Raw genomic sequence first — 21456 nt, 5'->3', positions numbered from 1 at the left:
GGGTCGTTTGCGGGAGAGGGCGAAATCCTACGCTAAGGCTTTGGCCAACGATATTCTCCGGTAAGATTGATGTGTTCCCAGGGGATAGGAGAAGTCGCTTGATATCTAGTATGACGTCTGTCGCACCTGCTTGATCGCGGCCGCGATAGCTAGATCGCGTTGCTCCTCTTCTCCATCCGCGTTCCAAGCTGCGGAAAGGCACCCATAAGCGTACGCCTGGTCGAGCAGGCGACGCGGATCGACGTCCAGCGCACGAGAGAATGCGTCCGCCATCTGTGCAATGCGTCTAGGATCGAGACAAAGGTCGTCTCTGTCAGCCGGATCGTAGAACATATTGGCGGCGCCAAAGCCCACTTCACCGACCAGACCGACGGGATCTATCACCAGCCAGCCGCGACTGGAGAACATGATGTTTTCATGATGCAGATCGCCATGTAGCCCACGCAGTTCCGAGGCATTGCTCATCATTTGATCGGCTATAATCGCCGCGTGGACGTAGTCAGTTTGACAACCTGGGTTCGGTTCCGGCTGAGGGCGAAATGACACCCTAAGCACGATCTTGGTTGAACGCGGGTTTTCGCTTTCGGCTAGAGATTGGTGAGGTCGTCCGGATATTGACCGCCCCGCTGGACGAATTGGCTCCAGGTTTCCTCACCCCTTTTCGAGATGACCCGGTGTGCAGGATCATCGGCATCTGCCTCGATGAGACCGAGACGCACGAGTGGCGCAATCGTTCTGTCGCCGAAGAGTTTCTCATAGGTCCGCTCCTGCAAGTCGAGCATCCATCCCGGCGTTCCACGTTCGGTGATGGCAGGAACAAGGCGTCCGCCCGAGGCGGGCCGGTCGCCACGCGACAGGGTAAACAGGCAGATGGTCCAGAACGCGTCCCTCGGTCGTGGCGGTATCAGCGCCCATTCCAACGGTCCGCTGTCCGGTTGCACAGCTACGGGAGCGGGTCCGCGTTCACCGTCATGGGTTCCCTCCCGGTGTGCCCTCTCGAGCGCATTGGCTATCGCGCCTGCGGTATCGACGGACAGCCCGTATTTCCGGTTGTAACGGTCTTTCGCGACGATCTCCCGTGCAATTTCCCTGAAGCGAGCCTTGCGATATGGATCGGATGGGGGACGCCCTGATCGCCGTGTCATGACGTGATCTCCCCCTTGGCTGAGGAAAGCCTGTCGCGCTTGATGATGTCAGCGACGGTGTTCTTGCTGATGCCGAGATCTCGAGCGATCCAGCGGTAGCTCCGGCCCTCGGCGTTCAGCGCCATGACTTTCGATGCGAGCCGATCCGATTTGGGTCGCTCGCCAGCTTGGCGGCCGAGCTTTTTACCACGCGCTTTCGCTGCGGCGAGCCCGGATTTGACCCGTTCGCTGATCAGGTCGCGCTCGAACTCGGCAATGCCGGAGAGGAAAGTCGCCAGCATCCGCCCATGCGGCGACGACAGGTCGAACGCCATGCCGTTCATGGCGATGATGGAAACCTTCCAGTTTTCCAGTTCGCGCAGCGTATTGAGCAGGTCGATTGTCGAGCGTCCCCATCTGGACAATTCCGTGACCAGTATCGCATCGATCTGCCTGGCCTGGGCGAGAGCTAAAACTTTCTTGCGTTCGGCCCGGTCGAGTTTCGCGCCGGAGCCTGTCTCCTTGAAAGTTGCCACCACGTCGTAGCCGGCACGGCCGGCGAATGCCGTCAGGTCACGTTCTTGCCGCCCGCACGACTGATCGGCTGTTGAAACACGGCAGTAGATGGCGGCACGTTGTCCCAATTGAACCCTCATGGATTTGGGCGCCGGAAAGCCTTGATTTGCATGAGCTGATTTTTGTCCAGAACAGACTATACTTCAATAGGGACAATTCGAATGCCACGACGCCATGTTCTCACCGAGCGACAGCGATCGGCGCTGCTCGATCTGCCAACGGACGATCTGTCGCTGCTGAAGCACTACACACTGGGCGACGACGATCTGGAAAACATCGAGCAACGCCGCAGACCGGAAAACAGGCTCGGCTTTGCCCTGCAACTTTGCGCATTGCGATATCCGGGCCGTGCATTGGCTCCGGGCGAGATGATTCCGCGCGAAGTCCTTTCCTTTATTGGCGCTCAGCTCGGCATTCCGGCCGATGCGCTTCTCATCTATGCCGCCCGGCGTCAGACCCGCCAACAGCACATGGACACGTTGCGCGAAATCTACGGCTACAAGACGTTCTCGGGCCGTGGTGCCCGTGATCTGCGGGACTGGCTTTTCGATCAGGCTGAAGATGCCAGATCGAACGAGGACCTTGCCCGGCGTTTTGTTGGGCGATGCCGGGAGACCTCGACTATCCTGCCGGCCGTGTCGACAATCGAGCGCCTGTGCGCGGATGGGGTCGTTTGCGGGAGAGGGCGAAATCCTACGCTAAGGCTTTGGCCAACGATATTCTCCGGTAAGATTGATGTGTTCCCAGGGGATAGGAGAAGTCGCTTGATATCTAGTATGACGTCTGTCGCACCTGCTTGATCGCGGCCGCGATAGCTAGATCGCGTTGCTCCTCTTCTCCATCCGCGTTCCAAGCTGCGGAAAGGCACCCATAAGCGTACGCCTGGTCGAGCAGGCGACGCGGATCGACGTCCAGCGCACGAGAGAATGCGTCCGCCATCTGTGCAATGCGTCTAGGATCGAGACAAAGGTCGTCTCTGTCAGCCGGATCGTAGAACATATTGGCGGCGCCAAAGCCCACTTCACCGACCAGACCGACGGGATCTATCACCAGCCAGCCGCGACTGGAGAACATGATGTTTTCATGATGCAGATCGCCATGTAGCCCACGCAGTTCCGAGGCATTGCTCATCATTTGATCGGCTATAATCGCCGCGTGGACGTAGTCAGTTTGACAACCTGCGTTTTGATCATCGCGCGCCCGCTGAAACAAAGCTGCAAAGCGATCCCGGATCGGGAGAAGGGCAGAAGGCAGGGGTTCCTCAGATGCGGCATACAGCTTCGCCATTAGTTCCGCTGCAATTTCGGTCGCCTGGTAGTCGCCGTGCTCGGCAACGATGTGAGAGAGCATTCGCTCCCCGGCATATTCGAGCAACATCAGATTGTTCTCACGACCGAGCAACCGGACTGCTCCCCTCCCATTGCGCCATACCAGATAGTCGGCCCCGCGCAGTTCATCAGCAATGTCTTCTATAGGTTTCAATCCCTTGACGATTGCAGGAGTCCCGTCTGGCAATGAAACTTTCCAAACGAGGCTGGAAAAGGTGTCCGCAATGAGAACAGGTTGCGAAACGTGCCAATGAGCAGGAAAAACAGGCGGCATGAACATCAACCCCAAGTCAGAGGGTCCAATCGCAGATAGAAGGCAAGGCGTTCGCGGTCGGGGGCTTCGATCCCCAATACATTGAATAGGACAGCGAAGGCGCGCTCTGCTTCATCTGGCGCTGCCCAGTTCTCTTCGGCGTTAGCAATCATGAGTGCCAAATCGGCATAGCGATCTGCTGTTCCGAGCCGCCCAAGGTCGATCAGACCCGTGCATTGAAGAGTTTTAGGGTCCACCATGAAGTTCGGCATGCAGGGATCACCATGGCAAACAACCATATCGGTGCGCTCTTGGTCGAGCCGCACCGGTAGCTCTCGTTCGACACGAGCCAAAAGATCGAGCTGCGGCGTACTCTTGTCCTCGTCCGGTAAGAAGTCGGGATTGACGGCATTGCGGGACACCACATCAACGGCGCGTCCGAACATTCGCGACAGCCTGCGCTCAAACGGACATTGATCAACCGATAGGCTGTGAACAGCGCCAAGTTGCTGCCCCATTGACGGCCACGCTTTGAGCAAATCCGCTCCAGACAGATCAGCCGCCGGTACTCCCGGAATTGCCGTTATCACCAAGCATGCACCCTCCTGTTCCTCCTGCCAGTTGATCACCTCGGGGCAAGCCACACCTCGACCTTTGAGCCAAATGAGGCGGTCACGCTCTCCAGCGAGCTCACCGCGGCGGGAAGCAGGTGCGATTTTCGCGAAGGCATGCCCGTCACCACGTCGAAAAACAAAATCACCAGATTCTCCGCCTCTGACAGGCAACCAGTCAGAATGCGATTCACCAAAAAAAATATTAGTTCGATTCAATGGAGGTTCCTTCAGTTTTCTGATGAAGCGCGGAGGTGGCTCAACCTGCGAAAAGAAACGAGTTGCTACGTAAGTCCGAGAACATGCTTTCCATGGTCTCTGAGCTCGCCTTTGGGACCGACATATCGGTAGAGAGTGACGCGCTCGATGCCGAGTTCCTTGCAGAGATCGGAAACTGAAGTATCGCGCTGGGCCATGGCGGCTTGCGCGAGACGCACCTGAGCTTTGGTGAGCGCGAATTTTCGTCCGCCCTTGCGACCGCGCGCTCTCGCGGAGGCGAGACCCGCCATGGTGCGCTCTCGGATCAGATCCCGCTCGAACTCGGCCAAGGTGGCGAAGATTCCGAACACCATGCGACCGGACGCAGTCGTGGTGTCGATCTGAGCGCCCTTTCCAGTCAGAACCCGCAGGCCGATCTTGCGGTCTGACAGCTCCTTCACCGTGTTGACCAGATGGGCAAGCGATCGTCCGAGGCGATCGAGCTTCCAGACCACCAGCACATCGCCGTCACGCAATGACTTGAGGCAGGCAGTCAAGCCAGGGCGATCATCACGACCGCCGGAAGCAAGATCATCATAGATATTGTCCCGTTCGACACCTGCGGCGCGCAAGGCGTCGTGCTGCAGGTCGAGAGACTGCGAGCCATCGGCTTTGGAGACGCGGGCATATCCGATCAGCATGTATCACAAACGTTGGTTTGAGGCGGCGCTTCGGCCACGATTGCATTGACCTCTGGAAATGTATCTCAACCAGCTTCATAAACAAAGCGTCTTGAACGCTATCAGATTTTGAAAAAGGAACATGTATGCCGCGTCGCGTCACTCTAACCGATCGGCAGAAAGACGCGCTGTTGCGCTTGCCGACTTCACAGACGGATTTGCTCAAGCACTATACGCTGAGTGATGAAGACCTTGGGCATATCAGGCTGCGTCGGCGCGCTCACAACAGGTTCGGCTTCGCCCTGCAATTGTGTGTCCTGCGCTATCCCGGCCGGGTGCTGGCTCCAGGCGAACTGATCCCTGCAGAGGTCATCGAATTTATCGGAGCGCAGCTTGGCCTGGGTGCCGACGATCTCGTAGACTATGCTGCCCGCGAGGAAACACGGCACGAGCATCTTGCCGAGTTACGGGGGCTCTACGGCTTCCGCACCTTCTCCGGACGTGGTGCGAGCGAGCTGAAGGAATGGTTGTTCCGAGAAGCCGAGATGGCGGTGTCGAACGAGGATATCGCCCGTCGCTTCGTAGCCGAGTGCCGACGCACCCGCACTGTCCTTCCCGCGACATCCACGATCGAGCGGCTTTGTGCCGCGGCTCTCGTCGATGCCGAGCGACGCATCGAGACGAGGATCGCCAGTCGGCTGCCTATGTCGATCCGAGAACAGTTGCTGGCATTGCTCGAGGAGACGGCTGATGATCGGGTGACCCGTTTTGTGTGGCTGCGCCAGTTCGAGCCTGGCTCGAACTCTTCGTCGGCCAACCGGCTGCTCGACCGGCTCGAATATCTGCAACGCATCGATCTCCCCGAGGATCTGCTTGCCGGCGTTCCTGCCCATCGGGTGACTCGTCTGCGCAGGCAGGGTGAACGGTATTATGCCGACGGCATGCGCGATCTCCCGGAGGACAGGCGGCTTGCGATCTTGGCTGTTTGCGTCTCGGAATGGCAGGCGATGTTGGCCGACGCAGTGGTCGAAACCCACGACCGGATCGTCGGCCGTCTCTACCGTGCTTCGGAGCGTATTTGCCATGCAAAGGTCGCAGACGAAGCGGGGGTGGTGCGTGACACCCTGAAATCCTTCGCCGAGATCGGGGGCGCCCTGGTCGATGCACAGGATGATGGCCAGCCGCTGGGCGATGTCATCGCGAGTGGGTCAGGGTGGGACGGCTTAAAAACCCTTGTTGCAATGGCAACCAGGCTGACCGCCACCATGGCCGACGATCCGCTCAATCATGTGCTCGACGGTTATCACCGCTTCCGCCGATACGCTCCACGCATGTTGCGCCTGCTCGATCTGCGAGCTGCGCCCGTTGCACTGCCGCTTCTGGAAGCGGTGACGGCCCTTCGTACCGGTTTGAACGATGCCGCGATGACCAGCTTCTTGCGGCCCAGCTCGAAATGGCATCGCCACCTTCGGGCCCAGAGGGCTGGCGACGCTCGCCTATGGGAGATCGCGGTGCTGTTCCATCTGCGCGATGCGTTCCGCTCCGGAGATGTCTGGCTTACTAGGTCCCGGCGCTATGGCGATCTGAAACACGCACTCGTTCCGGCACAATCCATCGCGGAAGGCGGTCGTCTCGCTGTGCCATTGCGGCCGGAGGAATGGCTGGCAGACCGGCAAGCTCGCCTCGACATGCGGTTGCGCGAGCTTGGCCGTGCCGCTCGCGCAGGCACGATCCCGGGCGGGTCGATTGAAAACGGCGTTCTGCATATCGAGAAACTCGAAGCCGCCGCGCCGACAGGCGCCGAAGATCTGGTGCTCGATCTCTACAAGCAGATCCCGCCCACGCGCATCACCGATCTCCTGCTGGAGGTGGATGCGGCGACCGGCTTCACCGAAGCGTTCACCCATCTGCGCACAGGAGCACCCTGCGCTGACCGGATCGGGCTAATGAACGTTATCTTGGCGGAAGGGATCAACCTCGGCTTGCGCAAAATGGCGGATGCGACAAACACCCACACCTTCTGGGAATTGATCCGCATTGGACGGTGGCATGTCGAGGGCGAAGCCTATGACCGGGCGCTGGCCATGGTGGTCGAGGCACAGGCAGCGTTACCCATGGCCCGGTTCTGGGGCATGGGCACGTCGGCTTCGAGCGACGGACAGTTCTTCGTCGCTACAGAGCAAGGTGAGGCCATGAACCTGGTCAACGCGAAATATGGCAATACCCCGGGCCTGAAAGCCTATAGCCACGTCTCCGACCAATATGCGCCGTTCGCAACCCAGGTGATTCCTGCAACGGCAAGCGAAGCGCCTTACATCCTCGATGGCCTGCTGATGAACGATGCTGGACGCCATATCCGCGAGCAGTTCACCGACACGGGCGGCTTCACCGATCACGTCTTTGCCGCATGTGCCATTCTCGGCTACCGGTTCGCTCCGCGCATCCGCGACCTGCCATCCAAACGGCTCTACGCGTTCAATCCGTCGGCCGCCCCGGCGCACCTGCGAGCGTTGATCGGCGGAAAGGTCAACCAAGCCATGATCGAGCGCAATTGGCCCGACATCCTGCGCATCGCCGCCACCATTGCTGCCGGGACCGTCGCGCCAAGCCAGATTCTGCGGAAACTCGCCTCCTATCCGCGGCAGAACGAGCTCGCGACAGCCCTGCGGGAAGTCGGTCGCGTCGAGCGCACCCTGTTCATGATCGACTGGATTCTGGATGCCGAACTCCAACGGCGTGCCCAGATCGGGCTCAACAAAGGCGAAGCTCATCATGCGCTGAAGCGGGCAATCAGCTTCCACCGCCGCGGTGAAATCCGCGACCGTTCCGCCGAAGGCCAGCATTACCGCATCGCCGGCATGAATCTGCTCGCCGCCATCATCATCTTCTGGAACACCATGAAGCTCGGCGAGGTCGTTGCAAACCAGAAACGCGATGGAAAGCTGCTATCGCCCGATCTCTTGGCCCATGTTTCGCCGCTCGGATGGGAACACATCAATCTCACCGGAGAATATCGCTGGCCAAAGCCTTAGCGTAGGATTCCGCCCCCTCCCGCAAACGACCCCAGCCCTCGGCCGCCTTCAATCCCCTCGACCAGCTCGACCCGGCCGGCCTCGATGTCGCGGAAGATGCAAGCACCTTGGCCGACGCCCTCGTGTTCGATGAACCGGGCATGGCCGGCGAAGCGCATTGGAACGAGGAAGCCAAGGCGCTCATTGCCGGCCTGATCCTCCATATTGCCGCCAGCGCGCCGCGCGACAGGCGGAACCTCGCCACCCTGCGCGAATATCTCACCCTCGCCCCTGAAGCCTTCGCGGCGCTCCTGAAGGACATGCAGGCATCAACGGCCGCCTCCGGCCTGATCGCCCGCGCTGCAAACCGCCACCTCGGCAAACCCGACCGCGAGGCGGCCGGCGTCCTCTCGGCCGCGCAGCGCCATACCCATTTCCTCGACAGCCCGCGCATGGTCGCCGTCCTCGACCGATCCGATTTCGGCTTTGCCGATCTCAAGCGCCGCAACGTCTCGGTGTTCCTCGTCCTGCCGCCCGATCGGCTCGCCACCTATTCCCGCTGGCTGCGCCTGCTCGTCGCGCAAAGCCTCACCGACATGGCCCGCGATCCCGCCAAGCCGGCCGTGCCGGTCCTCTATCTGCTCGATGAGTTCGCCGCCCTCGGCCATCTGGCCCCCGTCGAGCGCGCAATGGGCCTCATGGCCGGCTACGGCGTCCAGCTCTGGCCGATCCTGCAAGACGTTCACCAGCTCCGCGCCACCTACGGGCAACGCGCCGGCACCTTCCTGTCAAATGCCGGCGTCCTACAGGTGTTCGGCGTCAACGATCACGACAGCGCCCGGCTTGTCTCCGATCTGCTCGGGCAGGAAACCGTTGTGTTCCAGACCATGAGCCGGGCGCTCGATTCCGATAAATCCGGCATCTCCTACGGCGAGCAACACACGGCCCGCCCGCTGCTGACCCCCGATGAGGTCCGCAACCTGCCGCAGCATGTCGAATTGCTGTTCCTCGCCGGGCAACGGCCGATCGTCGCCGGCAAGCTCGCCTATTATGCCGATGCAGAGTTCCGGGGGCTGTATGACGCTGCCTGACGTGACAAGAAGCGGACCCGGCGCATAGCGCCGGGACTTTGTTACGAACGGCCCTCCGGCTCTCTACGGCGCTATTGGGGAGCGCGTTCGCCTCCGGGCCGGCGCGGCTTGCGCCGCGATCCACCCGCCGACCTGGTGCAAGCTCTATTCAGGGAAACGCCACGGCCGCGACGATAGCCCCCCGGCCGGCCCGCTCTCATCATCTAGGGCCGTAGGGACGGCCGGGGGGCGGGCCACGCGCGCAAGCATTAGCGTATTTAGCTATTTACGTATCAACGTGCATAAGGCTCGATCGGCGGCAATCCGTGCTGTGCCAGAACCGCCGAAAGCCCGGCCTCGGCCATCGCCTGAATTGTCGTTCCCTCTGCATCCGCGAGCTGGCGAAGGCGCTGCCAGTCCGATCGCCGGACCTTGACCGTAAGCGCGACAGTCTCGCCCCCTCCCCTCTTTCGCCTCGGCGTCGGGATTTCCACGGCCGGGCGATCGTCCTCGATCGCTGCAAGGCTGGTGGCCTCCGCGCCGGCCTTCGGGCGGGTGAAGGCCGCGAGGCCGGTTGCTTTCTTTGCCATAGGTTTCGCTCCTTCAATACGCGCTTACGTATTTAGCTATTTACGTTCTAACGTGCCTTTAATCCACGCCCACAAAGCCCGGATTTCCTCCGCTGCTTTCCCTTCGGCCTCGAACTCCGTCACGGCGCTGCCAGTCGTGACGGCGCGGGCGAACGCGCGCCGGTCGGTAATCTCGCCGGGAACGATCGGCAGTCCGTAGGCTTCCAGCGCCGCGCGCGTCTCCCCGATCTCGGGCGCACGGAACGGGCAGGCAGACAGGACGAACGCGCCGCGCACTTTCGCGGCCGCCACGATCTCGACGGCGGCCGGGACCGCAGCGAGGTCAAACGCGGACGGTCTGACCGGAATCAAGACCAGCTCCGACCTTCGGGCGATCTGGCCGGCCGCCGGGGCGGCATGGGGCGGGGCGTCCACTACGGCCAAGGTCATGCCCTCGCCCTCGGCCGCCCTAAGCGCGGCGTCCAGCTCCCCGGCCTGCGCCGTGGCGACGATCGGCGTTCCGGCTTCCCGCGCGCTCGCCCATGCGGTCGCGCTCTCCTGTGGGTCCGCGTCGATGACGCAAACCCGTTCGCCGGTCGCCTCGGCCGCCACGGCGGTATGAACCGAAAGCGTGGTTTTTCCGCTCCCGCCCTTCTGGCTCAAAAACGCAATGACGTTCATGCGTCAATCCTTCTTTGCGTGAATACGTATTGAAGCATATAGCTAAGGACGTTACTACGTCTTTAAGCTAGTGCGGCCATTCCTCGGCCGGCCAGTCGCGCGACGTGTGGATGACGCGCACGATCACGACGCTTTCCCGGCCCCCCACGTCCCGCAGCTCATAGGCGATGATGTAGGGATGACGGGCGAGGGACTTTTCATAGGTTCCGCTCACCCGCCCCGGCCGGCCGGTCGCAAATTCGCCGAGCTTGTTCCCGGCGTCCTCGATCGCATCCACGACCCGTTCGGCGGCGAATGGGTTGTCCTCTGCGATATAGCGCAGGATTTCGAGGTTATCCCGCTGCGCCTCAATCGACCAGACAACCGGCCTCATCCGCGCGCGGCTTTCCGGCGCTTCGCTTCCTCGATAACCTCACGCATTTCCGCGACGGCCTGCGCATGGGGGATCACTCGGCCGGCCGCTGCATCAGCCATGCCGCGCTTGATACCGTCGATGATTTCAAGCTCGCGATCGACATAGGCGGCGACGGCCTCGCCGGCGAGGAAGGATTTGCTTCGCTGCGTGTCGTTCGCGATCCGGTCGAGCTTTTCTTTCACATCGGGCCTAACCCGAATCGTCATGGTGGTGCTGGCGGTCATGGAATCGCCTCCGTGTGTTGAATTGTGTACACTCTAGCACGTTTTCCCGGCCGCCGCCATCGCCTTCTATCAAGGTAATACGTTTACACGTCAATACGTATTAACGTAAATAATTAAGCGCCGACCTTGCCCTTCACTCCCTCTCGAAAGCCATAGGACGCTGGTCGCAGGCGCGAGCGGTGCGGATTAGGTAGTGGGGGTGCCGTTTCCCGGCCCGCCTATACGCGGGCCGGAACCGCCGCAGGGCTGCGTAAGCAGCCCGAACAGCGGCGACCGCTTATGTTTTGCCTCTTAGATAAAGATCAGATGGGGATTCAGTCTGGTTATCGGACTCACGTTTCATGAAGTTTTTCGCCATGCGCACAAGGGCCTGTCCTAGCGGGCTATCGCCGGCGTCGATCTGCGTTCGCTCATCGAGGGGCAGGGTGGTCTTGTAGGCGTCGATTGCCTCGCTCCAAGCCCGCTGATCCTGTCCATGATCGGCGGGCGGGGGTGGAGCCTTGCCGAACCGTCCAAGGAACTGCCGGGCCTTCTCCGGCAGGGACAGGCGATAGGCGTTGCTGGCCTGCTGCACCTGTGGGCCGCGCCCTTCGTTCCCGGTCGGCTCATAGCGCCGCAGCCAGTCAATGAAGCCATGCGCCCGCAGATTCTTCAGCGCCCGCACGATCGTATCGCGCGACCGGCCTAGCCGATCCATGATCGTGGTGATTGACGGCTCAAGCCGGCCGGTGCGGAAGTCGATGAGATTGACGAACAGCCGCAGCACGTCCAGCGCCACCGATCCTAGCGGCCCGCTGCGCTCGCCCTTCTCGTGCAAGCCGGCCTCGTTGTAGATTTCGGCCGCCTTCAAGATCGCCTGCACGTCCTTGCGCGTCGTCGGCCGCCATATGCGGCCCTCCGATCGTCCCCGGATATGGCTATGCCGGCGAACTGGTGTCGGGCAGCGTGGGGCAGGGGGCGGAAAGATCAACCCTAGCGCGGTCTGTCCCGATCCCCGCAGGGCGGCCCGGCGCTCATGGGCGAGCGTCGTAAGCTCGCCGGCCTCGTCGTCGGTGAGCTGGCCCGCGCCGTATCGAGTCCAAACCTCCCGCATGATTTCATCAAGCGCGTTCCCGCGCGCGCAGCCGATCGCGGCCGCGTAGTGCGTCCTCAACATATGCCCTCGTCCTTCCTTTTGAAGGACATGACAGCGCGGACGGCAGGCACAGCTTTCCCCGTTTCCGCAAGAATCAATCTTGCGAATTGGAGTGCTCTAGCGTAGATAAGGGGAGACTTTGATGGCCCCGGCTCTACGGTGTGTCTGACGGCCTATAAAACGCTCGACCGCGCCAACGGTCGGGCGTTTTGCCGTTATGTCCCTTGCTTCGCTTCGATATAGAACCTCAACGCTTCCTCGATGATCGGCGCGCGCCCTCGCAAGCCCGCGTCGTCCTTCAGGCGGTCAATCGCCGCGACCAGCTCGCCGGGCAGATCGGCCTGCACAAGAATCCGGCCCTCCGCGCGCCAACGGGCGCGCAGGTTTCGGACACTTTCCAGCTTAACTTGTTCTCGGGTGCGACTCGCCATGTCTACATGAAGAGACGAAATCGCCCGATTCTGCAACCCTTTGCGTAAGGGGGCGAGAAAGGCACTACTTCTAGGGCCGGGCGACTAAACGTAGTTGCGTCAATGCGTATCCACGTCAATGCGTTCTATGGCCCGGTAGAGGGTAGAGCGATGCACACCCAAGAGCCGGGCAACCTCGGCCGGCTTCTTGTCCTCGCTGATGAGCTGGCGGGCGTGTGCGATCTGCTCGGCCGACAGGGCAGGGGGGCGGCCGAACCGAACGCCCTTCGCCTTCGCCGCCGCGCGGCCGGCGCTCGTGCGCTCATGGATCAAGCTGCGCTCGAACTCGGCAACGCCGGCGAAGAAAGTCAGCACCATGCGCCCGGCCGGCGTCGTCGTGTCGGCCCACGGCTCGGCCAGCGAACGCAAGCCGGCCTCGGCGTGGCCGATCCGCTCAGCAATGTCGAGAAGATCGCGCGTCGATCGGGCGAGGCGATCAAGCCGCGTCACCGTCACCACGTTCCCGGGCTGCAAATGGTCCAGCATCTTCGCCAGCTCGCGGCGGCCGCGCTGCGCGCCGGATGCCTTTTCCTCGAACACGCGCTTGCAGCCGGCCGCTTTCAGCGCCGCGCGCTGCTGGTCGAGAGTCTGGCCGTCGGTCGAGACGCGGGCATATCCGATAAGCAAGGGCAGGGGCTTCCTCGTGGGCGACATGCCCGGAATCTACCTCGTGCAAACCGTCGCGGAAATCCCTATTATGCGACAAGAAAGCTGTCGCGGGTTTTGGAATTTTTGCGACAACGCAGCATCATCGAAATTGGTTGAACAATGAAGTCGCCTGAACTCCACATACTTGAGAGAATAGAAGCCCTCCGCGCCGAACTCGCACGTCCTGTTGTCGTGGCGCTTGACGGGGGAAGCGGCTCCGGTAAGTCAACGATTGCGGCAAGGTTGGCGAAGCTGACCGACATAGCCTTGGTTACGCTCGATGATTTCTATCAAACGCAGGTTCCCGAATCCGAGTGGCCTCACAAAACCGTGGCGGAGCGGTTGAATCGCGTTTTTGAGTGGGACCGCGTTCGCGAGGCAATAGAGCCTCTACGCAAGGGGGAACCTGCACAGTGGCGAGCTTTCGACTTCATGCAGGGACTAGGCCCGGATGGCACTTACAGCCTCAAGAACGAATTTACCGAAGTCGCGCCAGCGCCCACGATTCTGCTCGAAGGAGCTTATTCCGCATCTCCGTTCCTTCGGGATTTGATCGACCTCGCCGTGATCGTGGATGTGCCGACCAAAGTGCGGCATGAACGGACTGCTGCGCGCGAACAGGGCGCGGAGGGCTTTTTAGCCGCGTGGCACGCTGTTTGGGACGATGTTGAAAGCTACTATTTCGAGCGCGTCTGCCCGCCAAGGTCTTTTGATCTGGTGATCCAGAATTAAATTCCTTCGCGCCCCTTATGTCGCGCAAATCCTGAAACCTGCACCACGTCCGCAGCGGCGCGGAATCCGGGCCGCGACGTGTCGCGAAAGTCAGTCGCACAAGTTTGACTTTCGCACCTGATTTTTGCGACAGATTTTTCCCTGCAAAATCAGCGCCGGCGATTTTGTCGCAAAAATCAGGAATTTCGCGACAAATTGATCGCGCCCCGGAATGCGAAGCCCCGCTGTCGGCCATTGTCTGAAGTTCCTCACGGGCAGGCGCTTGATACTTTACTAACTTGTCTGTAAAGTTTGGCTACTCTCACTGAATGGTGCTATCATGCCTGCCGCCCACTCGAACCGCTGGGTTCTTCTGGTGACCGTCGCCGCCGGTCTCCTGCTTATCGTTCTGGACAATTCGGTCCTCTACACGGCCCTGCCTACCCTGACGCGCGAGCTTGGCGCGACGGCAACGCAAGGGTTGTGGATCATCAACGCATACCCCCTCGTCATGGCCGGCCTGCTGCTCGGCACCGGGACGCTGGGTGACAGGATCGGTCACCGGCGCATGTTCCTCATCGGCCTCGTGCTGTTCGGTGTCGCGTCGATTGTGGCGGCCTATTCGCCTACAGCGGAAATCCTGATCGGGGCGCGGGCCTTTCTGGCGGTCGGCGCGGCGGCGATGATGCCCGCGACACTCGCCCTCATCCGCGTCACCTTCGAGGATGACCGGGAACGCAACATCGCCATTGCGATCTGGGGGTCGTTGTCGGTCGTCGGCGCTGCGCTCGGACCGATCATCGGCGGTTTTCTGCTCGGCCATTTCTGGTGGGGGTCGGTGTTCCTCATCAATGTGCCGGTAGTGGTCGCTGCCTTCATTTCGGCGCTGATCGTTGCGCCGAAGGTGGCCGGCGATGCGACCAAGCCTTGGGACGTGGTGTCGTCGTTTCAGGCATTGGTGGCGCTGTCGGCTTTTGTGATCGCGATCAAGGAATCTGCCCATGCCGGGCAGTCGTGGGCCGTCCCCGCTATTTCGCTGCTGGTTGCCATCCTCGCCGGAGCGCTGTTCGTCCGCCGGCAACTGCGCCTGCCGTTCCCGCTGCTCGACTTCTCGATCTTCCGCAATGCCGCGTTCACATCGGGCGTTCTAGCGGCCGCGTTCTCCCTGTTCGCCATCGGCGGTGTTCAGCTTGCTACGACGCAACGCTTCCAGCTCGTTGCGGGCTTCACGCCGCTGGAAGCCGGGATGCTGGTTTCGGCGGCGGCGCTCGGATCATTGCCGACTGCGCTGCTCGGTGGTGCATTCCTGCATCGTATTGGCCTACGTATCCTTATAGCTGGCGGGCTTGCGGCGGGATCGCTGGCGGTCCTGCTTGCGACATGGGGCATCACTCATGGCCTTGGCTGGCTGATCGCCGGTCTGGCGCTGACCGGTGCCGGCGTAGGTGCAACAATGTCGGTGGCATCAACGGCTATTGTGGGCAATGTGCCTGTGCATCGCGCCGGCATGGCGTCGTCGGTCGAGGAAGTGTCCTACGAGTTTGGCAGTCTGTTCGCTGTCACAATTCTCGGAAGTCTTTTGGCCTACCTCTATACGGTCAACGTCGTGTTCCCCGCCGGAACCTCGGAAGCGGCCCGCGACAGCATGGCGTCGGCGCTGGTCTTTGCCAACGAGGCGGGGGCCGATGGTGTTGTCGTGCGTCAAGCGGCAGGAATCGCATTCGACCACGCCTATACGGTCGTCATGTACGTGGCGGCGGGTGTTCTGGCCGTGGGTGCCCTGATCACCGGCATCCTGTTGCGGCGCTACGGTCCCGGCTCGCAATCGTCAGCCTATCCCACACAACACTAAGGAAGCCGACATGGCGAGAGCCAGCAAGCGCCTCGAAGTGCTTGAAGCCATTGTGAGCATCATCGAGCGTGACGGCCTCACCGCCGTCACCCTCGACGCCGTAGCGCTCGAAACCGGCATGACACGCGCCGGCCTTCTGTATCATTTCCCGTCGCGCGAAGCCCTGATCCTCGCCACCCATGAGCATCTGACTCGCTCATGGGAACAGGAGCTGGAAGCGAGCGCCGGCAACACCTCGGACAGGGCGACAGACGCCGAACGACACGCCGCCTACATCAACACCTGCGCAAGAGCTGCCCGGCGGGTCGAACTGCTGCTCATGCTGGAAAGCTCCGACAATCGGCAGCTTGGCGATCTGTGGCAACAGGTCATCGACCGCTGGGCACCTCCTGCGCCGATTGGAAACGACGCTGCCGAGTTGGACAGGTTCATTTCGCGCCTTGCCGCCGATGGGCTGTGGATTCACGAGGCGCTGTCGTCGCGCCCGCTCCCCGAGCAACTGCGCAAGCGTATCGCGGCGCGCCTCGTCGCGATGGCCGCCGGACCTGTTGAGGCGGAAGAAAACCTCCCGAAATAACTGGTGTCCCCCCACAACCCTACTGCGCCGGTGCTGCCGGCGCTTTCACGGTGATGGTGCATTGCTGATCTGAACCGGCCGTGCGCGCGGCCTCGGCGCATTGCCCGATCGCCTCGGCATTGTCGCGCACGAGCTGCGAGGAATCGGCCACGCCGCGCCAGCTTCGGGGATCGGCCACCCGCATCATGGTGACGCCGGCGTTCCATCGGTCCTGACCTATGACGGTCGCCGCAACATGGGTGTCGGCCGAGAAGGGCAGGAAACGCGGCAACAGCAAAATCAGGAATATGCCGACGAACAGCCCGACAAGGCCGGCCATCCATATGCGGAAATCCTGACTTTTCCGGTCGTAGGCGCTTTTCGTATGAGCGGCGAGGTTCCGGCCGGCGCGCTCGAGGTCGGACGCCTGCCGCTCGAGCTGCTGCGCGGCGGTGCGTATCAGGGCCTCGCCGCTGCGCTCGAGGAGCGCCGCATAGTGTGTCGCACCCTGCCGGAGAATAGGCGATTGCTCTACGCCGTGCAGCCGCTCCGCAACATTGTCGAGCGCCTGCACGAGCTGGGCGAGCTGGGGCTTGTAGTCCTGCGCCGGCTCGATCTTTTCGAGCTGGTCGAAAGCCGCTTCCAGCCCGCGCCGCATCACGGTCATTTCCGCGCCGATCTGCGCGCCCTGCGTCTCGATCGTGCGCCGGAGCGCGTCGAACGCGGCGGCCGGGTCGCCGGCGTCCTCGTCCAGTGCTTCCGGCTCGATTCCTTCCCTGTCGTCGTCCAGCTCCGCCATATTCTCCGTGCCTACCTTCCCAAACCGATGCCCCGGCTAAGTTGCCGGCTGCGTGACATTTCCTCTTGCAGCTCGTGGGCGATGCTCTGCCCCCGGCGCTGCTGCTGCCCGATTCCGAGTTCCTGACGGCGATTGCGCAGGATGGAATCTACCTGCGGGTCACGCTCAAGGCTCTTGGTCATGCCGTTCATCTGGCTTTCGACCTTGGCGCGGGCATCGTCGTGCTGCCAGCCGCGAAGCTCCCGGCGCTGGCCCTGTAGCTCCTGCCAGCGTTCAACGAACCGCTCGGCCCTGATATTCGGGTCTTGCAGCGCCGCGTTTTCGCGCTTCATCCCGTCGATAACCTGCGCGACACGCTCCCGGCCGGAAAGCTCGGTCATGGCGCGCACCGTCGCCGGGTCGTTTTGCAACGTCGAGCGCAGCAAATCTTTCATGCCGCCCTGCACCTGGTCGAGCTGCCGGCCGGCATCGCCTATTTCCTGCCGCTGCATGTCGAGGACCGGCAAGCCCTCGCGCCGGTGCTGGTCGATCGACTGATAGGCCCGCGAATAGCGGTCAACGGCGGCCTCAAGCGGCGACTGCCCCCGCGCCCGCTCGGCCAGCCGGTCGGGCGCAGGCGCCTGCCGCAAGCTCCCTTCCCTTTCCGGCCGCTCTGTGCGCTCCTGTGAGGGGGCAGGACGCGCATTGAGCTTGAGGCCGGCGAACATACCGCGCCGCTGCTTCTCGGCCTGCTGCGGCCGTTTCTGGTCGATCTGCGGGCCGTCCGCGCCGGCGCGGTCTGGCTCGCGGCTCTCGGGCGCGGCGCGGCGGCCGAGTTTCAGGCCCTCGAACGGCCGTTGGCGCTGCTGTCGATCGCCGGCGAGATCCTCGCGCGGATCTGCACGAAGATCCTGCGCGAGATCCGCGCGAACTTTTTGCGAGGATCTCCGATCAAGGGCATGATCCCCGGCCGTCGACTCCCGTTCCGCACGTAGCCCGGTGCGCTCGGCCGGAATCTCGATCTCGCTGCGGACGCCCATTTGCTCCGCGATCCCGCGCCGCTCGGCAAAGTCGCGGGTATAGTCGAGCGTCGTTTCCTTCACGCCCGACCGCGACAGGCGGCGCTCTAGCTGGCTATAGGCCAGCTCGCCGGCGTCCTGAACCTTCCATGTGTTGCGGTGCGTCTGCGTCCCATCCGGCAAGGTGACGGGGGTGGAACCCTCATGCTGTAGGCCGATCTTCTCCCCGATCTCGGGCGCGGCCTCCTTCATGGCGCGCTCAAGATCGACGCCCCATAGGGTGCGCTGCTCGCCCTTGTCGTTTTCCAGCGTCACGAAATAGCTGTCGGACTTCTGCGGGTCATGCTCATAGGGCGCGGCCCCATGCTCGACCAGCCGGCCGGCATTGGTGAACTCGTCCTGTGCCGCGTAGAGCTGCACCCCGTCACGATGCCGGGTCATGGCGACATAGGTTAGATGCCGGTCCATCGTCCCCGACGCCATCACATAGGCGCGGTCCACCGTCGCCCCCTGATTTTTGTGAATCGTCGTCGCATAGCCGTGGTCGATCGCCTGATAATCGCCCATCGGCACGGAAACACTATCGCCGCCCCGGCCGTCGAGCGTGGCAATGATGCGGCCCGGCTCGACATGATCGACCGTGCCTAGCATCCCGTTTTTCACGCCAAGGTCGCGGTTGTTCTCCAAGAACACGATGCGGTCGCCGGGCGCGAACTCCCGCTTGCCGTCATTGGTCTGGAAGGTCAGCGCGCCGGCGTCCTCGCCCTGCGCCAGCTCGCCCCGGTCCTGTAGCTCGGCCCGGATCGCGTCGTTGATGGCGCGAACATCGGCCCGGCGATGCGCCATCGCTACGCGGGTGCCGTCCGGGCGCTCGTCGCGATCGGCAAGGTAGTCGCGCACGATCTGGCCCCGCGCGTCCTCGCCGGTTTCGGCAAAGCTGATATTGCCGCGATCCCGATAGGCCGCCAGCCCCTCGGCCGTCCGGTGCGTGGCGAAGTCAACCGACGCCTCCCGCTGCCAGTCCACGCGCTGCCGGCGAATCTCGGACAGCTCGGCATGGCCGATTTCCTCCGTGATCGCCCTAAACGGTGCGCCCGCCCCGATCGCCTGCAACTGCTCATGGTCGCCTACAAGGACGATCTTCGCCCCGCGCGCCTCGGCCTCGCCAACGAAGCGGGCGAGCTGGCGGCTCCCGACCATGCCCGCCTCGTCGATCACGAACACGTCGCCGCGGCCGAGTGTGCCGCGGTCGTTCTCCCAACCGCGGGACCATGACGCGAGGGTGCGGCTCTGGATGCCGGAAGATTCCTCCAAGCCCTCGGCCGCCTTGCCCGACAGCGCCGCGCCGTGGACCTGATAGCCCTCGGCCTCCCACGCCTCGCGCGCGGCCGCGAGCATGGTGGACTTGCCAGCGCCGGCATAACCGACAACGGCCGCGATCCTCTCCGGCCCGGTGATATGCTCGATCGCCCGGCGCTGCTCGTCCGACAGCCGGGCGGAAGCATCGCCGGCGCTGCGCTGAATGGCGGCGTCCTGCCGATCTATCGCCCGCTCGACATGCCGGCGATCGACGCCATGACCATGCGCGCCGTGCATCCGCTGCGCGCTCTCGATCATGCCGGATTCGATCTCGACCATTTCCCGCGTCGAATACCGCGCAAGCTCGATCTCGCCCGTTGCCGGGTCCGCGCGCTCGGGCTGCAACTCGACCAGCGCCGGCGAGGCCATCACCTTCGCAAAGGCGCTCTGGAACTCCTGCGGGTCGTCGTTGATGTAGCGATGCAGCGCCCGCGCAACGTCGTGCCGGTCGAACACGCTCTTTTCGCCGGTGATGAGGGTTAGAACCTGCTCGGGCTTCTCTCGGATCAGCTCGGCATTGCGCCGGGCCGCTTCCTCGTCCAGCCGCGACCGCGACACGTCGAGGCCGCGCCGCTCCATCTGCGTGGCATGGACGCCCATATGCTCGGTCGGCGCGATCTCTAGCCCGCGCTCCATGTGCGAACGATGGTCAATGCGAATATCTAGCCCGGCCATCGCAAGGCGCTCGTTGGCGATCCCCTCCCACCTCTGGCGAAGGTCGCGGAGCTGCATATCGGTCGTCGGCAGGTCGTGCGCCAACAGCCATTTGTTTTCGCGCTCAAGATAGGTCTTGTCGCCTAACCCGCCCTCCGTCACCTGCCGCGTGGTCATAAGCAAATGGGCATGGTGATTGCGAACGTCGCTCGCCTCGTGCGGCGCATGAATGGCGAAGTCCACGGCCGCGCCGTAGCGGTCGGCCAGCTCCTGCGCCATCTCCCGCGCCGCCTCTAGCCGCTGCTCGGCCGAAAGCTCATGCGGCAAGGCAATCTCGAACTCCCGCGCAACGCGAGCGTCCTTCCGCTTCTCGGCAAATTCGGCGGCGTTCCACAAGTCCGACCGATCCCGCGCCCAATCGGCGTTCACGCCTTCCGGCAAGACGATCTCGGCATGTTCAACACCCTGCTTGGCCGTGTAGTCGTGCGTGATCCCGTCGCGCTCGTTGGTCAGCTTCTCCCCGGCACGATAAGCCATTGAGGCGACGGCGCTACGGCCACCCGCCCGCGAAACTGGCTTCATGCTGAAATGGTAGATTGCCAACCCGTTGCCTCGATCCCGTTTCCGCCTTTCCCGCCAGCCTCCAAGCTGGCGGCGCGCTGAGTTACGCAGTAACTCGTAAGTGCGCCCTTCTCAACTCAATCGCTACGCTCTTTCGCTGATCGGTGTGGCGCTCGCGGCAAGGTCGATGCAATGAACTGAGGCCGGAATTGTGCTGCAAAACCGCTGAAAACTCAAGCGCAACAGGCAAACGCTGGAAAAGACGGTCGGGAATGATAGTCTAGGCGAACAACCGGAAAAGGAGATTTGAGGAATGGCGCGCAAAACGATCGAACAACGCTTGGCCGAACTGGATGCGCAGCGCGCCACGCTCAAGGCCCGTCTGTCGAAGCAGGAACGCGCCAACGACACGCGCCGCAAGGTGCTGCTCGGCGCGCTCGTCCTGCATCGCCTCGAACACGGCAAGGATGAAGAATTTTCCCGGCGCTTGGGCGAATGGCTCAAGCGTGAGCTGCCCGACTTCCTGACGCGCCCCGGTGACAAGGAACTGTTTGCCGACCTGATCGACAACGCGCCGGCCGGGGAGACGACAGGCAGCGCCGGGGGGACGGCCGCATGAGTCAGGCGAGACTTGCATGGGGTGCGTTCAAGAACATGGTGCGGCAGGCCGCGCGTGATCCGCTATGGGCGTTCGTCGCTCTGCTCGCCGCACCTTTCCGCATCTGGAAACCGCTTCTCGGGCTTCTGTTCCTCCTTGTTATCGTCCTGTTCGTCGTCGGCTTCGGCGGCCGCTTCGCTCTCGAACAAATCGGCTTTCGCGTCGGCTCGGTTCCGGTTCTCCTGCTCGATCTCGTCACGCTGCTGGTGCTGCTGGCGCTCGCCTTCCGCTTCCTCACCAATCCGCTGATTATCCATTTCGGGGATATGGACGGCGAAACCCACGGCTCGGCCCGCTTCGCCACCGACAAGGAAA

General features: G+C 62.6%; 20 protein-coding genes and 3 pseudogenes. 8 read left to right on the top strand and 15 right to left on the bottom strand.

Going from position 1 to position 21456, the window contains the following annotated elements; translation table 11 throughout:
• Nucleotides 1–105: 105 nt before the first annotated feature.
• The 3 genes and pseudogenes from ACM9LZ_RS24575 to ACM9LZ_RS24565 all read right to left on the bottom strand — a co-directional run.
• Nucleotides 106–519, bottom strand: a pseudogene (locus tag ACM9LZ_RS24575) (aminoglycoside phosphotransferase family protein); the annotation flags it as partial.
• 68 nt (nt 520–587) lie between these two features.
• Nucleotides 588–1145 (bottom strand): hypothetical protein, encoded by a 558-nt coding sequence (locus ACM9LZ_RS24570; RefSeq protein WP_416622148.1) that lies wholly within the window; start codon nt 1143–1145, stop codon nt 588–590.
• A complete protein-coding gene (locus ACM9LZ_RS24565; RefSeq protein ID WP_416622147.1) occupies nt 1142–1768 on the bottom strand; it encodes a recombinase family protein in 627 nt (208 codons plus the stop codon). The genes ACM9LZ_RS24570 and ACM9LZ_RS24565 overlap by 4 nt, the downstream gene beginning before the upstream one ends.
• Nucleotides 1769–1861: 93 nt before the next feature.
• Between ACM9LZ_RS24565 and ACM9LZ_RS24560 the strand changes: the two are divergent.
• Nucleotides 1862–2389, top strand: a pseudogene (locus ACM9LZ_RS24560) (DUF4158 domain-containing protein); the annotation flags it as partial.
• Between the two features lie 82 nt (nt 2390–2471).
• On the opposite strand, the gene ACM9LZ_RS24555 reads toward ACM9LZ_RS24560, so the two are convergent.
• From ACM9LZ_RS24555 to ACM9LZ_RS24545, 3 genes are all read right to left on the bottom strand, one after another.
• Nucleotides 2472–3308, bottom strand: a complete 837-nt coding sequence (locus ACM9LZ_RS24555) for an aminoglycoside O-phosphotransferase APH(6)-Id (RefSeq protein WP_000480968.1) — start codon at nt 3306–3308, stop codon at nt 2472–2474.
• Nucleotides 3308–4111, bottom strand: a complete 804-nt coding sequence (aph(3'')-Ib, locus tag ACM9LZ_RS24550; RefSeq protein WP_001082319.1) for an aminoglycoside O-phosphotransferase APH(3'')-Ib — start codon at nt 4109–4111, stop codon at nt 3308–3310. The genes ACM9LZ_RS24555 and aph(3'')-Ib overlap by 1 nt, the downstream gene beginning before the upstream one ends.
• A gap of 65 nt (nt 4112–4176) precedes the next feature.
• Nucleotides 4177–4791 carry a recombinase family protein gene (locus ACM9LZ_RS24545; protein WP_000904906.1) on the bottom strand — a complete coding sequence of 205 codons (615 nt, stop codon included), beginning with the start codon at nt 4789–4791 and terminating at the stop codon, nt 4177–4179.
• Nucleotides 4792–4916: 125 nt separating this feature from the next.
• Between ACM9LZ_RS24545 and ACM9LZ_RS24540 the strand changes: the two genes are divergently transcribed.
• Both ACM9LZ_RS24540 and ACM9LZ_RS24535 read left to right on the top strand, forming a co-directional pair.
• The gene (locus ACM9LZ_RS24540) at nt 4917–7802 is read left to right on the top strand and encodes a Tn3 family transposase (protein ID WP_001138082.1); all 2886 of its coding nucleotides are present in this window, start codon (nt 4917–4919) and stop codon (nt 7800–7802) included.
• A 41-nt stretch (nt 7803–7843) separates the two neighbouring features.
• Nucleotides 7844–8872 (top strand): annotated as a pseudogene (locus ACM9LZ_RS24535) (type IV secretory system conjugative DNA transfer family protein); the annotation flags it as partial.
• A gap of 272 nt (nt 8873–9144) precedes the next feature.
• On the opposite strand, the gene ACM9LZ_RS24530 reads toward ACM9LZ_RS24535, so the two are convergent.
• The 7 genes from ACM9LZ_RS24530 to ACM9LZ_RS24500 all read right to left on the bottom strand — a co-directional run bounded on the left by ACM9LZ_RS24530 (nt 9145) and on the right by ACM9LZ_RS24500 (nt 12972).
• Nucleotides 9145–9441, bottom strand: coding sequence for a hypothetical protein (locus ACM9LZ_RS24530; protein ID WP_006473490.1), 297 nt, complete (start codon nt 9439–9441; stop codon nt 9145–9147).
• A 36-nt stretch (nt 9442–9477) separates the two neighbouring features.
• Complete coding sequence (gene parA / locus ACM9LZ_RS24525; RefSeq protein ID WP_021316632.1) at nt 9478–10101, bottom strand: ParA family partition ATPase; 624 nt, start codon at nt 10099–10101, stop codon at nt 9478–9480.
• Between the two features lie 67 nt (nt 10102–10168).
• Nucleotides 10169–10474, bottom strand: coding sequence for a type II toxin-antitoxin system RelE/ParE family toxin (locus ACM9LZ_RS24520; RefSeq protein WP_006473480.1), 306 nt, complete (start codon nt 10472–10474; stop codon nt 10169–10171).
• Nucleotides 10471–10740 carry a CopG family ribbon-helix-helix protein gene (locus ACM9LZ_RS24515; RefSeq protein WP_006473479.1) on the bottom strand — a complete coding sequence of 90 codons (270 nt, stop codon included), beginning with the start codon at nt 10738–10740 and terminating at the stop codon, nt 10471–10473. Before ACM9LZ_RS24515 ends, ACM9LZ_RS24520 begins: the two co-directional genes overlap by 4 nt.
• 277 nt (nt 10741–11017) lie before the next feature.
• Nucleotides 11018–11896 carry a helix-turn-helix domain-containing protein gene (locus tag ACM9LZ_RS24510; protein WP_020817827.1) on the bottom strand — a complete coding sequence of 293 codons (879 nt, stop codon included), beginning with the start codon at nt 11894–11896 and terminating at the stop codon, nt 11018–11020.
• A 194-nt stretch (nt 11897–12090) separates the two neighbouring features.
• Nucleotides 12091–12306, bottom strand: coding sequence for a ribbon-helix-helix protein, CopG family (locus tag ACM9LZ_RS24505; RefSeq protein WP_020817828.1), 216 nt, complete (start codon nt 12304–12306; stop codon nt 12091–12093).
• 99 nt (nt 12307–12405) lie between these two features.
• Entirely contained in the window at nt 12406–12972 is a 567-nt protein-coding gene (locus ACM9LZ_RS24500; RefSeq protein WP_006473455.1) for a recombinase family protein, read from the bottom strand.
• A gap of 141 nt (nt 12973–13113) precedes the next feature.
• Here ACM9LZ_RS24500 and ACM9LZ_RS24495 point away from each other — a divergent pair, with 141 nt between their 5' ends.
• The 3 genes from ACM9LZ_RS24495 to ACM9LZ_RS24485 all read left to right on the top strand — a co-directional run bounded on the left by ACM9LZ_RS24495 (nt 13114) and on the right by ACM9LZ_RS24485 (nt 16133).
• Nucleotides 13114–13725 carry a uridine kinase family protein gene (locus ACM9LZ_RS24495; protein WP_020820347.1) on the top strand — a complete coding sequence of 204 codons (612 nt, stop codon included), beginning with the start codon at nt 13114–13116 and terminating at the stop codon, nt 13723–13725.
• Nucleotides 13726–14044: 319 nt separating this feature from the next.
• On the top strand, nt 14045–15556 hold the full coding sequence (locus tag ACM9LZ_RS24490; RefSeq protein WP_049285546.1) for an MFS transporter: 1512 nt from the start codon (nt 14045–14047) through the stop codon (nt 15554–15556).
• A gap of 10 nt (nt 15557–15566) precedes the next feature.
• Nucleotides 15567–16133, top strand: coding sequence for a TetR/AcrR family transcriptional regulator (locus ACM9LZ_RS24485; protein WP_008786762.1), 567 nt, complete (start codon nt 15567–15569; stop codon nt 16131–16133).
• A 19-nt stretch (nt 16134–16152) separates the two neighbouring features.
• Here the strand turns inward: ACM9LZ_RS24485 and ACM9LZ_RS24480 are convergent, their stop codons facing one another.
• Both ACM9LZ_RS24480 and traA read right to left on the bottom strand, forming a co-directional pair.
• Entirely contained in the window at nt 16153–16911 is a 759-nt protein-coding gene (locus ACM9LZ_RS24480; protein ID WP_006473465.1) for a DUF6118 family protein, read from the bottom strand.
• A gap of 11 nt (nt 16912–16922) precedes the next feature.
• Nucleotides 16923–20525 carry a Ti-type conjugative transfer relaxase TraA gene (gene traA / locus ACM9LZ_RS24475; RefSeq protein ID WP_024269998.1) on the bottom strand — a complete coding sequence of 1201 codons (3603 nt, stop codon included), beginning with the start codon at nt 20523–20525 and terminating at the stop codon, nt 16923–16925.
• 271 nt (nt 20526–20796) lie between these two features.
• Between traA and ACM9LZ_RS24470 the strand changes: the two genes are divergently transcribed.
• Entirely contained in the window at nt 20797–21102 is a 306-nt protein-coding gene (locus ACM9LZ_RS24470; RefSeq protein ID WP_020821017.1) for a hypothetical protein, read from the top strand.
• The coding region (locus ACM9LZ_RS24465) for a hypothetical protein (RefSeq protein ID WP_465123050.1) at nt 21099–21456 on the top strand (358 nt) is incomplete at its 3' end. The genes ACM9LZ_RS24470 and ACM9LZ_RS24465, both read left to right, overlap by 4 nt.

Source organism: Niveispirillum fermenti, assembly GCF_048066175.1.
GTDB classification, from domain to species: Bacteria; Pseudomonadota; Alphaproteobacteria; order Azospirillales; family Azospirillaceae; genus Niveispirillum; species Niveispirillum fermenti.
Note: the sequence above shows the minus strand (reverse complement) of the source record. Positions and strands in the feature narration are given on the sequence as shown.

Bases quoted from the DNA above. Each gene is read 5' to 3' on its own strand.
- ACM9LZ_RS24570 (WP_416622148.1), bottom strand. From the start codon at position 1,145: ATGACACGGCGATCAGGGCGTCCCCCATCCGATCCATATCGCAAGGCT.
- ACM9LZ_RS24515 (WP_006473479.1), bottom strand. From the start codon at position 10,740: ATGACCGCCAGCACCACCATGACGATTCGGGTTAGGCCCGATGTGAAA.
- ACM9LZ_RS24510 (WP_020817827.1), bottom strand. From the start codon at position 11,896: ATGTTGAGGACGCACTACGCGGCCGCGATCGGCTGCGCGCGCGGGAAC.
- ACM9LZ_RS24485 (WP_008786762.1), top strand. From the start codon at position 15,567: ATGGCGAGAGCCAGCAAGCGCCTCGAAGTGCTTGAAGCCATTGTGAGC.
- ACM9LZ_RS24545 (WP_000904906.1), bottom strand. From the start codon at position 4,791: ATGCTGATCGGATATGCCCGCGTCTCCAAAGCCGATGGCTCGCAGTCT.
- ACM9LZ_RS24490 (WP_049285546.1), top strand. From the start codon at position 14,045: ATGCCTGCCGCCCACTCGAACCGCTGGGTTCTTCTGGTGACCGTCGCC.
- ACM9LZ_RS24480 (WP_006473465.1), bottom strand. From the start codon at position 16,911: ATGGCGGAGCTGGACGACGACAGGGAAGGAATCGAGCCGGAAGCACTG.
- ACM9LZ_RS24555 (WP_000480968.1), bottom strand. From the start codon at position 3,308: ATGTTCATGCCGCCTGTTTTTCCTGCTCATTGGCACGTTTCGCAACCT.
- ACM9LZ_RS24530 (WP_006473490.1), bottom strand. From the start codon at position 9,441: ATGGCAAAGAAAGCAACCGGCCTCGCGGCCTTCACCCGCCCGAAGGCC.
- ACM9LZ_RS24540 (WP_001138082.1), top strand. From the start codon at position 4,917: ATGCCGCGTCGCGTCACTCTAACCGATCGGCAGAAAGACGCGCTGTTG.
- ACM9LZ_RS24520 (WP_006473480.1), bottom strand. From the start codon at position 10,474: ATGAGGCCGGTTGTCTGGTCGATTGAGGCGCAGCGGGATAACCTCGAA.
- ACM9LZ_RS24505 (WP_020817828.1), bottom strand. From the start codon at position 12,306: ATGGCGAGTCGCACCCGAGAACAAGTTAAGCTGGAAAGTGTCCGAAAC.
- ACM9LZ_RS24495 (WP_020820347.1), top strand. From the start codon at position 13,114: ATGAAGTCGCCTGAACTCCACATACTTGAGAGAATAGAAGCCCTCCGC.
- ACM9LZ_RS24470 (WP_020821017.1), top strand. From the start codon at position 20,797: ATGGCGCGCAAAACGATCGAACAACGCTTGGCCGAACTGGATGCGCAG.
- parA (WP_021316632.1), bottom strand. From the start codon at position 10,101: ATGAACGTCATTGCGTTTTTGAGCCAGAAGGGCGGGAGCGGAAAAACC.